Genomic DNA, 10,703 nt, shown 5'->3' on the forward strand with positions numbered 1-10,703 from the left:
GAGCGTTCGTCCACCTGTCTGAACGATTGGCATGGAATTCTGCACGCACCGCAACAAAAAACCCCCGCATAAGCGAGGGTTTCAAGGATTCTTATCGTGAGATCAGGAGCGAACCAGCTTTTCATAGTCTTCCGCAATCTCACGCGTCAGATCGCCTACTTCAAATATGTAGTCGCCGATCTGGCCAACAGGCGTGACTTCGGCCGCAGTTCCGGTCAGCCAGCACTGTTCGAAATCAGACATCTCTTCGGGCATGATGTGACGCTCATGTACGGTGATGCCTTTGTCTTTCAGCATCTGGATGACCGTCTGCCGGGTAATCCCGTTCAGGAAGCAATCTGCCAGCGGCGTGTGAACCTCACCATCCTTGACGAAGAACACATTTGCGCCTGTCGCCTCGGCCACATAGCCGCGATAGTCCATGAACAGCGCGTCCGAGCAACCTTTGGCCTCGGCCTTGTGCTTCGAAATGGTGCAGATCATGTAAAGCCCCGCCGCCTTGGCATGAACCGGGATGGTTTCCGGGCTGGGGCGTTTCCATTCTGCGATGTCCAGCTTGGCACCCTGCATCTTGGCATCACCGTAATACGCGCCCCATGGCCAGACAGCGATGGCCATGCGCACAGGGTTCTTGGCAGATGCAACGCCCATGTCTTCACCGGAACCACGCCAGACCAGAGCCCGCACATAGGCATCCTGCAGGCCGCTTGCCTTCAGCGCCTCTTCCTTTGCCGCTTCGATTTCATCAACCGAATAGGGCATCGGCATATCCAGTGCCTCGGCCGAGGCGATCAGGCGCTCGGAATGTTCCCGGCTTTTGAAAATCTTGCCGTTATAGGCCCGCTCACCTTCAAAAACCGAAGAGGCATAGTGCATCGCGTGGGACAGAATATGCACATTGGCCTCGCGCCAGGGCACCAGTTCGCCATCCAACCAGATGACACCATCACGATCGTCATACCCCGCCATGCGAAACCTCCTGAACCGGGCTGAATTTTCGATTGTTGCGCTATTTAAGACCGAAGCGGACATAATGTTGCGCAAAAACTGCGATTCGATACCTGTACGCACTTGGAATGTCAATAACGCTGACATAAAGTCAGCCTGAGTAACGAATGAGGCATGATATGTCCGAAATCCGCCCCGCGCCTGTCTTTGGCGGAGAAAGCCTGTTGTTTCTGACCGATGAGCAGTTGCGGCAGGGAATCGAGGCGATGTTCTTTGCTTATCGAGGGTTTACCGCAGATCCGGATCGAATTCTGACCCAGATGGCCTATGGGCGCGCCCATCACCGGGCCATCCACTTTATCAACCGCGCCCCCGGAACAACGGTAAACAACCTGTTAGCTATCCTTGGCGTGACGAAACAATCTCTAAATAGGGTACTGAGAACCCTGATTGACGATGGTCTGGTCGAAAGTCGCGTCGGGACCGTAGACAAGCGGGAACGCCATTTGTTTCTGACGGAGAAAGGCAAGGCATTGGAATCCAAGCTATCGGATGCACAGCGCGCCCGGATGCGCGCCGCCTACAAGGATGCAGGCCCCGAGGCCGTGGCAGGATTTCGCAAAGTGCTTGAAGCGATGATGGATGCTGATATGCGTCGTGCATATACGAAACTGCGGGATACAACCTCATGAGCGATATGGACGCCCATCTGCTGATCGTCGACGATGACGAGCGTATTCGCGATCTGCTCAAGAAGTTTTTGATGCGCAATGGCTTTCTGGTCACCGCAGCCCGCGATGCCGCCCATGCGCGCCGGGTTCTGTCTGGTTTGGATTTCGACCTGATCGTTCTGGATGTGATGATGCCCGGCGAGGATGGGGTCAGTTTGACCCGTGCCTTGCGGGAAACACATACAACACCGATCCTGTTGCTGACCGCGCGCGGTGAAACCGAACATCGGATTGCAGGTCTTGAGGCTGGCGCGGATGACTATTTGGCCAAACCGTTCGAACCCAAGGAACTGTTGCTACGCATAAATGCGATCCTGCGCCGGATGCCGGAAACGCCCGCTCAGGATGCAGTGTCGAAAATTCTGCATCTGGGACCGATACGCTATGACATCGAACGTGGTGAGATGTGGCAGGGTGAGGATCCGGTGCGTCTGACCGCCACTGAAAGCCAGTTGATGAAGATCTTTTCCGGACAGCCCGGCGAGCCGATCAGCCGTGCCAAACTGGTTGAGGATCTGGGCCGCGACAAAGGTCAGGCTCAGGAACGCGCCGTGGACGTTCAGATCACACGCCTGCGCCGCAAGATCGAACAGGATCCAAAACAGCCGCGTTATCTGCAGACCGTGCGCGGTGCCGGCTACATGCTGGCGCCCGACTAAATCGCAGCCTCGGCCACAACAAGAAAACAGGAAAACAGTATGAAAACCGCCCTGATCACTCATGCTGATTGCCTCGGCCATGTCACGCCGCAGGGACATCCCGAACGCGTGGAGCGGCTGGAACACATCCTTCATGCGCTCGAGCCGCTGGATCTGCAACGGGTTACTGCGCCGCTCGCGGCAGATGATGATCTGTTGCGCATTCACCCGGAAAGCCACATTCGGGATATCCGCAGCAACCGGCCCAACGAAGGATTTAAGCAGATCGACGGAGACACGTTCATGTCGCCAGGGTCAGTCGATGCCGCCTATCGCGCGGCCGGGGCGGTTGTTCGGGCGGTCGATCTGGTTCTGGGAGGTGAAGCCCCAAACGCATTCTGCGCCATCCGCCCACCCGGACATCACGCAGAGCGCGAAACCGCCATGGGGTTCTGCCTGTTCGGGAATGCCGCACTGGCTGCAAAGCACGCACTGGATCATCACGGACTAAAACGCGTGGCTGTGGTCGATTTCGATGTACACCACGGTAATGGGACACAGGATCTGCTGTGGGATGAACCGCGCGCACTGGTGATCACCAGCCAACAGATGCCACTTTGGCCCGGTTCGGGGCGACCCGACGAGACCGGTGCTTATGACACCGTATTGAACATTCCACTTGCACCCGGATCTGGCGGGGCCGAGATGCGCGCAGCCTACGAGACGCAGGCATTCCCGCGATTGCGCGCCTTCAAACCAGAGCTGATCATCATTTCAGCGGGTTTCGATGCTCATCAGGACGATCCGCTGGCCAATCTGAATTGGTCGACCGGAGATTTCGCGTGGGTCACCGCCGAGTTGTGCAAGATCGCCGAAGAAATCTGCGATGGTCGTATCGTCTCGACTCTTGAAGGTGGTTATGATCTGAACGCACTGGCCGAGGCGACACGCGCCCATGTGCAGGAACTGATGAAGGCAGCCCCATGACAGATACTCCCGTAGATCAAATGACGTTCGAACAGGCGATGAAAGAGCTTGAAGCCGTTGTTGGCCAGTTGGAGCGTGGTGATGTGGCTTTGGATCAGTCCATCGCGCTTTATGAACGTGGCGCCGCGCTGAAAAAGCGCTGCGAGGACGAGCTGAAGCGGGCCGAAGAAAAGGTGGCCGCCATCACGCTGGACGCCAATGGTCAGCCGACCGGGACGACACCTGTCGAAGGGCTCTGAATGTTTCGCGAAATTCTTGCGCAGGATGCAGACCGCATTCAGACGCAGTTCGATCTGGTTCTGGGCGCACTGGACGATCTCGATGTAACCCGCGCGATGGCCTATGCCACACAGGGCGGAAAACGCCTGCGCGGTTTTCTGGTTCTGGAAAGCGCCCGTCTGCATGGGATTGATGAATCACACGCGATCTGGCCTGCGACCGGTATTGAGGCACTACACGCGTATTCACTGGTACATGACGACTTGCCGTGCATGGACGACGATGACCTGCGACGCGGGCGCCCGACGGTTCACGTGAAATGGAACGATGGCACTGCCGTTCTTGCCGGCGATGCGCTGCAGACCCTAGCATTTGAACTCTGTGCGCGGCCGGAAACAGGAAGTGCTGAAGTGCGCGCCGAATTGGTTCTGACACTGGCCAAGGCGAGCGGGGCACAAGGTATGGTGCTGGGGCAAGCGCTGGACATTGCCGCTGAAACAGCCCCTGATCCTCTGACGCTGGAGGAAATCACGCGACTGCAGTCAGGAAAGACCGGGGCCCTGATCGAGTGGTCCGCCTGCGCCGGGTCCCGGATGGCACAGGCCGATCCTGCACCATTGCGCCGATATGCCCAAGCATTGGGGCTTGCCTTTCAGATCGCCGATGACATCCTTGATGTAGAGGGCGATGCCAAGAAAGCTGGAAAACGCCTGCAAAAGGATGCGGATGCAGGCAAGGCAACCTTTGTTTCGCTGTTGGGACTGGATGCCGCCAAGACCCGTGCAACCGATCTGATTGATCAGGCCTGCGCGTCATTGGATGGTTACGGACCCAAAGCCGAAACCTTGAAGGAAGCCGCACGCTTCGTTATTGCCCGGGACAGCTAAGCCAGGAACGCGCCAAATGTCTGACCGCCCGAATACGCCCCTGCTGGACCTTGTGAACCGCCCGGCGGACCTCAAGCAGTTCTCGGATGCGCAGCTGCACCAACTGGCCAGCGAATTGCGGGCCGAAACGATTTCTGCCGTGTCCGTCACTGGTGGACATCTGGGCGCAGGTCTGGGTGTTGTGGAGCTAACAACTGCGCTGCACGCTGTTTTTGACACACCCCGGGACAAGATCATTTGGGACGTAGGCCACCAGTGCTACCCGCATAAAATCCTGACCGAACGGCGCGACCGGATTCGAACGCTGCGCCAAAAGGACGGGTTAAGCGGTTTCACCAAGCGCAGCGAAAGCCCCTATGACCCGTTTGGCGCGGCACATAGTTCTACTTCGATCAGCGCAGCGCTTGGATTTGCCGTCGCGCGGGATCTGGGTGGAGTCACTCCCGAAGGGCTGGGTGATGCAATTGCGGTGATCGGCGACGGATCGCTGTCTGCGGGCATGGCATTTGAGGCCATGAACAATGCCGGCCATTTGAAAAAACGCCTGATCGTCATTCTGAACGACAATGAGATGAGCATCGCTCCGCCGGTTGGGGCACTATCGAACTATCTGTCCCGCATCTATGCCGAAGAGCCGTTCCACGACCTGAAGGCTGCGGCCAAAGGTGCCGTGTCCTTGTTGCCTGAACCATTCCGCGAGGGTGCAAAACGCGCCAAGGAAATGCTGAAGGGTATGGCAGTCGGCGGAACCCTGTTTGAAGAACTGGGCTTTTCATACCTCGGTCCGATCGACGGGCATGATCTTGATCAGCTTCTGCCCGTCCTGCGTACGGTCAAAGCACGGGCAACCGGCCCGATCCTGATCCATGTGCTGACGAAAAAGGGCAAAGGCTACGCTCCGGCAGAGCAGGCACGCGATAAAGGCCATGCAACAGCAAGATTCGATGTTGTTACCGGCAAGCAGAAAAAGACCCCTTCGAATGCGCCCTCTTACACGTCGGTTTTTGGAAAAACGCTGGTTGAAGAAGCCGCACGCGACGACAAAATCGTCGCTGTCACCGCCGCCATGCCGGATGGCACCGGGCTGAACCTGTTTGCGGAACGCTACCCGTCACGTTGCTTTGATGTGGCAATCGCCGAACAGCATGGGGTTACCTTCTCAGCTGCATTGGCTGCCGGAGGAATGAAGCCTTTCTGCGCGATGTATTCCACGTTCCTGCAGCGCGGGTACGACCAGGTCGTGCATGACGTTGCCATTCAGCGCCTGCCCGTTCGATTTGCTATCGATCGTGCCGGTCTGGTCGGTGCCGACGGTGCAACCCACGCCGGATCGTTTGACATCGCGTACCTTGCGAATTTGCCGGGCATGGTTGTCATGGCCGCAGCAGATGAAGCCGAGCTGATGCATATGGTGGCCACGGCGGCCGCACATAACGATGGCCCCATCGCGTTCCGTTATCCGCGTGGTGAGGGTGTTGGAGTGGATCTGCCTGAACGAGGTGAGGTTCTTGAAATCGGCAAGGGTCGGTTGATTCAATCCGGTTCTCGCGTTGCACTGCTGTCCTTCGGCACGCGTCTGGCTGAGGTTCAGTCAGCGGCTGAAATGCTATCGGCCAAGGGCATCACGCCAACAATCGCGGATGCCCGGTTCGCCAAACCTTTGGATCGCGATTTGATCCTTGAACTGGCCGAGAACCACGAAGCCCTGATCACCATTGAAGAAGGTGCCGTGGGAGGCTTTGGCAGTCATGTCGCACAGCTGTTAGCGGAAGAGGGCGTCTTTGATCACGGTCTGAAATACCGCTCAATGGTATTGCCGGATATCTTCATCGACCAATCCAGCCCGGCAGATATGTACGCTGTTGCAGGCATGAACGCTGAACAGATCGAGGCCAAAGTGCTATCGACTCTTGGCGTTGCATCCATTGGCGAAAAGCGGGCGTAAAACGGGATTGCAGTAGACCAGACCAGCGATACTGGCTGCTTGTCCGTCAAATATGGTGCCTCAAGAGGGACTCGAACCCCCGACCTTGTCCTTACGAAGGACCTGCTCTACCAGCTGAGCTATTGAGGCAATAACAGCAGCAGTGTTTAGACATTCGCCAGTTATCCCGCAAGTCTGAAATCTCGTGGATTGATGGATGGCTGTTACGTCCAAACAGACTCAGCTCACATGCGGCAAGCAAGGTGCATAACACCAATCTCGCCATCGGGGATAGAGTGCCGGAAATTTAGACAGCGACTTTTGGATACTCTTGGTGTTCTTTGCCCAAAACAAAATTGCCACCCGGTCCCATCGGACCTGGGTGGCAACCTATCAGAAACTGTGCGAGTTCTGTGTTGGGTGGTCAGTCAGGCTGCATCTGGATGCTAACAGCGCGGACCTCATACTGACCATCTAAGTGTGTTCGGCTGTGTTTCCTCCTTTTTCTGTAGTGCCCTAGGCACAGCTCAGTCTTCATTCCAGTGCTTGTGGTCTTCTTTGAAATCGTCGCGACGTTCTTGTGCTTCGTCCTGCGCGTCTTCGAAATTGTCCTTCTGGATCGCACCGCCCACGGCACCGACTGCGGCGCCAGCGGCAGCGCCGCCCACGATGCTTTCGCCAGCAATACCGGCGACCGTTGCGCCGACAACTGCGCCTTTGATGGCTTTATCGGTGACGTAATCAGCGTGAGCTGTGGCCGCCATGGTGATCAGAAGCGCGCCTGAGATCGGGGCGATAAAGAATTTCTTCGAGGTCTTCATTGGGTTCATCCTTGTTCTGGGTCAGCAACCACCTCGGCTGCTGTGTGCCATTGAACTAGGTGACCCGATGGCCAGCTTTCTTTTGGAGACGGGACAAGGTTTTGTGGATCTTGGACATCCTTCGGCCCCGCGCGCTGCAGGGTTCAAGCCTAGCGGCCAGTTCTACGGAACCTGGCAGGCGTTTCACCTGTCCATCGCTTGAACGCCACCGAAAAGGCGGCCTGATCCGCAAATCCAAGCATGAAGGCAACACGAGCCACACCCTCACCACTACGAAGCATCCGTTTGGACAGGTCGCACAGCACACCTTCCAAGAGTGCTTTATAGCTAGTTCCTTCAGCCGACAGGTGCCGGGTCATGGTGCGTCGCGTCAGGCCCAGCTCTGCGGCTATATCGTCGCCGTTTGGGATTGGTCCGGGAAGACGCTCTCCAAGCATATCCACAATTCGGTCGGAAAGGCTTCGGACCGCATCTGGCTGCGCCTTCAGTTGCTCTTCGCCATGCCGACGCAAGTGCCCCAGCAAAGTTGGGTCTGCGGTCGGGATTCGAAAGCTCATGCCATTTGTGGGTAAGCCCAACGCATATCCGGATTTGAACCCTACGACTTCGCATCCCGCCAATTCAGAGAGCTTTTTGCAATGCTCAGTGTCGTCCGTTTCCAACTCGATTGAGATCGGAGCAAGCCCGCCTGAGGTGATCTGTTGAACGCGCTTATAAAGACCAAATATCAGCATTTCGCGATGGCGAGGATATTGATGTGCCGGGATCACATTGCTTTCCAGCGTAATCTTGGGCTCATCGGGCGCTCCTACGACGTCCAGACGCAGGTCGGGGTCTTGCATAGCATAAAAGCGCTGTGTCAATGCCAGCGCATCTTCGACCGTTTCAGCTGCCCGTACAATGTACGCCAAAAGCGTTCCCGGTCCTTGCGCAGAAAGCCCCACCCGCGCAGCAAAGGTCTTGTCTTCGAGAACACGGCACACAGTTTCAACAGCGCCCGCTTCATGCAGCAGTTCGACAGTGGCATCCGGGCCGTCGACGACATTTGAAGGTGCACCTGCCATTTCCAGAATTTCTGGAAACGGAATGCGCGCGCCGGGTTCTTGCGCATAGCGCAGTCCAACACTTTGCAATCTGTAAGCGCTGATGCGTGGCACTTTTGCATCCTCCCCTGACTGGCACGCAACCCCTTGCTGTCACTGCAATTGTCCAGAAGCCAACAACAAATGTCCAGAACCCTAAGGATCGGGGGCGCGACGACGGTTAGGTCCGGGTCATCAGAAAGGACAAGGCAATGATCTACTTCGCAAGGTACTACCGCGTTTTCAAAACAATCCACGACTGCGCCAGACAGGAATGGTCCGGCGGCAACGTTCAAGGCCTGCGGGCTTCGACACTGGGCGAGAAAACACCGAACGGGCGTCGCTGGGATCCCCCCTACGCTCCAGCGGAACAGCCTTCAGAACCATCACAACAACCTACCGGGAACTGACGTTTCCTAAATCCAAAATCAACTTCCGCAGCGCGACTGCGAACAAAAGGACCTGAAACATGAAACCACCCGCGTTCCTGATGGCGCCCATACTCGGCGTCATCTCAACTCCTGCCCTCGCCGCTGGCGGCGACCCCAGATGGTGGGTCTCACCCAATCAAACCGACACCTATGCCTGGGTCGGCCTGATCGTTCTCTTCCTGGCGATCCTACTGGTCGTACACCTTTATGCGCGCTTTGAGCGCTACACCGAGCGCAAATCAATCGGCACTCCGCTGCGCACAACTGTTCCGGTAATGCTTACCATAGCCTTGGCGTACGAATTGATGCCCGCACTCAGCCACTTCAGCATTCTGCTACCAGGCGCGTTGATCCTGACCGCGATCGCCCGCGACTTCATGTTGTGGTGGCGTCCTTCGAAAGAGGAATTGGTAAAATGATTGAGCTGCTCGTCACATCTTTTCCGTTTGTCCTGCGCGTGATGTACCTGAAATGGCGCGGGCTACCGGTCACCCTCTACAATGTTCACCGGGCGCTGTTCATGTGGTTCGTACTGGCCCTGATCGTGTTCTTTGCCGTGTTCTACTATTACCCCAAATCCTACACCGGCCTTGTGCCCTTCAGAACCGTTCCGGTCGTCGCCGAGAATGGCGGAACGGTCACAGATATCTATGTAAAGGGCGGTGATCACGTCGCACCGGGCGATCCGCTGTTTGCCGTCGAGAACGCGTCTGAACAGGCCGCTGTAGATTTTGCGACACGCAAAGTTGAGGAGATCGAAAGCGCAAAACTCGCAGCTGAGTTGCAGGTCCAGACTGCCCAAGCCGTGCTGGATGCCGCAACTACTGCCAGAGAGCAGGCCGAGCTGGTGCTTATGGATCACAAGTCGCTTCAAGCAAAGGGCTCTGCAGCATTTCAGGTGAGTCAGCTGGAGCGCGCGCAGGCAACCTTGAGCACTCGGGAAGCAGAGGTTGAAGCTGCCGAAACGCAACTTGGCGTAGCGCAAGTCCAGGCGACTGCTGTTCTTCCTGCTCAACTTGCATCGGCGCGCGCGTCGTTGAAGCAGGCTCAGGTGGAGCTGTCAAAAACTCTGACGCTCAGCTCGGTCAATGGTGTAGTTGAACAAGTCACCCTGAATGTCGGATCGCGCGCAGCACAAGCCGCAATGAGCCCCGCTATGCTGATCGTACCCGACCGGAAAGATGCCGAGCGAGGACGTATCGTTGCTGGCTTCTCGCAGGTTTCCCGTACCGAATTGTACGAAGGAATGGCAGCAGAGGTGGCGTGTGAAAGCAACTTCAACATCTCAATGCGCAACACCGTTCTTCCGGCCAGGATTGTACGCATTCAAGACTCGATTTCTTCCGGTCAGCTTGCGCCCAGCGGTCGCCTGATCGAGCCCAGTGAAAAGGCAAAGCGGGGACAGATCGTTGTACATCTTGACCTTGTACACCCAGAGCATCGCGATCTTCTGGTGCCAGGTAGTGGTTGCATCGTCCAATCTTACACCACCAATTTCGAGGGTGACATGGAAGGAACAATTGTCGCTCACGGGATACAGGCTATGGGCATCATCAAGGCGGTCGGTCTGCGGGTCAAAGCCTGGTTTGGTCTGACCTCGGGTATCGGCCTGATCGGTGGTGGGCACGCTTAGTCGTATAAACAGCCTCTCTCCTAAAGATGCACGGCTTCCAACGAACGTTGGGAGCCGTTTCAGCATAAGGCCGGCAGGAAACTCTGATAAATATCGTATACTATTGGAACTCCAACACAATTTTCAGCTTTAATCTCAAGAGTCGTTACGCTGCAATAGCAGTCCTTCTCAGGAGCCTGCAGAATATACACAGACCTGAGTGACGGCTTCGGCTACTCACCTACCATTTTCTGCCTGGTTCTGATCGTCATGAATTTACGATAAGGGCACTACAGGTAACCAAGTATTGGGTAGCTATGACAAGGCGTCGATTATTCCTTTTGTTCCTCAAATGACAGTTCTCTCAAAACGCGAAAGCCAGCTACAGACGACCTGTTTTTGGGATCAGGACCCGCGCGGGCG

Annotated in this window: 11 protein-coding genes and 1 tRNA gene; 8 read left to right on the forward strand and 4 right to left on the reverse strand. The window is 56.5% G+C overall.

The features are described from left to right. Positions 1-102 precede the first annotated feature (102 nt). Positions 103-969, reverse strand: a complete 867-nt coding sequence (locus tag ACR0IO_RS18525; RefSeq protein WP_480743506.1) for a branched-chain amino acid aminotransferase — start codon at positions 967-969, stop codon at positions 103-105. A 158-nt stretch (positions 970-1,127) separates the two neighbouring features. Between ACR0IO_RS18525 and ACR0IO_RS18530 the strand changes: the two genes are divergently transcribed. Genes ACR0IO_RS18530 through dxs form a run of 6 tightly spaced genes read left to right on the forward strand, consistent with a single transcriptional unit; the run spans position 1,128 to position 6,355 of the window. Further along, positions 1,128-1,640 carry a MarR family winged helix-turn-helix transcriptional regulator gene (locus ACR0IO_RS18530; protein WP_155146855.1) on the forward strand — a complete coding sequence of 171 codons (513 nt, stop codon included), beginning with the start codon at positions 1,128-1,130 and terminating at the stop codon, positions 1,638-1,640. Further along, on the forward strand, positions 1,637-2,338 hold the full coding sequence (locus ACR0IO_RS18535) for a response regulator (protein WP_155146856.1): 702 nt from the start codon (positions 1,637-1,639) through the stop codon (positions 2,336-2,338). The genes ACR0IO_RS18530 and ACR0IO_RS18535 overlap by 4 nt, the downstream gene beginning before the upstream one ends. A 39-nt stretch (positions 2,339-2,377) precedes the next feature. Then, on the forward strand, positions 2,378-3,304 hold the full coding sequence (locus ACR0IO_RS18540) for a histone deacetylase family protein (RefSeq protein ID WP_480743509.1): 927 nt from the start codon (positions 2,378-2,380) through the stop codon (positions 3,302-3,304). Beyond that, positions 3,301-3,543, forward strand: coding sequence for an exodeoxyribonuclease VII small subunit (locus ACR0IO_RS18545; protein WP_155146860.1), 243 nt, complete (start codon positions 3,301-3,303; stop codon positions 3,541-3,543). Before ACR0IO_RS18540 ends, ACR0IO_RS18545 begins: the two co-directional genes overlap by 4 nt. After that, on the forward strand, positions 3,544-4,410 hold the full coding sequence (locus ACR0IO_RS18550) for a polyprenyl synthetase family protein (RefSeq protein ID WP_480743511.1): 867 nt from the start codon (positions 3,544-3,546) through the stop codon (positions 4,408-4,410). A 16-nt stretch (positions 4,411-4,426) separates the two neighbouring features. After that, positions 4,427-6,355 (forward strand): 1-deoxy-D-xylulose-5-phosphate synthase, encoded by a 1,929-nt coding sequence (dxs, locus tag ACR0IO_RS18555; RefSeq protein ID WP_480743513.1) that lies wholly within the window; start codon positions 4,427-4,429, stop codon positions 6,353-6,355. 53 nt (positions 6,356-6,408) lie between these two features. Here the strand turns inward: dxs and ACR0IO_RS18560 are convergent. The 3 genes from ACR0IO_RS18560 to ACR0IO_RS18570 all read right to left on the reverse strand — a co-directional run bounded on the left by ACR0IO_RS18560 (position 6,409) and on the right by ACR0IO_RS18570 (position 8,312). After that, positions 6,409-6,484 (reverse strand) — tRNA-Thr (locus ACR0IO_RS18560). 377 nt (positions 6,485-6,861) lie between these two features. Then, positions 6,862-7,155, reverse strand: coding sequence for a glycine zipper domain-containing protein (locus tag ACR0IO_RS18565; protein ID WP_170336510.1), 294 nt, complete (start codon positions 7,153-7,155; stop codon positions 6,862-6,864). A 149-nt stretch (positions 7,156-7,304) separates the two neighbouring features. Next, the gene (locus ACR0IO_RS18570; RefSeq protein ID WP_480743517.1) at positions 7,305-8,312 is read right to left on the reverse strand and encodes a helix-turn-helix domain-containing protein; all 1,008 of its coding nucleotides are present in this window, start codon (positions 8,310-8,312) and stop codon (positions 7,305-7,307) included. Between the two features lie 394 nt (positions 8,313-8,706). On the opposite strand from ACR0IO_RS18570, the gene ACR0IO_RS18575 reads away from it, so the two are divergent. Together ACR0IO_RS18575 and ACR0IO_RS18580 are read left to right on the forward strand one after the other, a co-directional pair. Next, positions 8,707-9,087 (forward strand): hypothetical protein, encoded by a 381-nt coding sequence (locus tag ACR0IO_RS18575; protein ID WP_480743519.1) that lies wholly within the window; start codon positions 8,707-8,709, stop codon positions 9,085-9,087. Continuing rightward, entirely contained in the window at positions 9,084-10,301 is a 1,218-nt protein-coding gene (locus ACR0IO_RS18580; RefSeq protein WP_480743521.1) for an HlyD family secretion protein, read from the forward strand. The genes ACR0IO_RS18575 and ACR0IO_RS18580 overlap by 4 nt, the downstream gene beginning before the upstream one ends. Positions 10,302-10,703: the final 402 nt, after the last annotated feature.

This window comes from Ruegeria sp. CE12, from assembly GCF_056537525.1.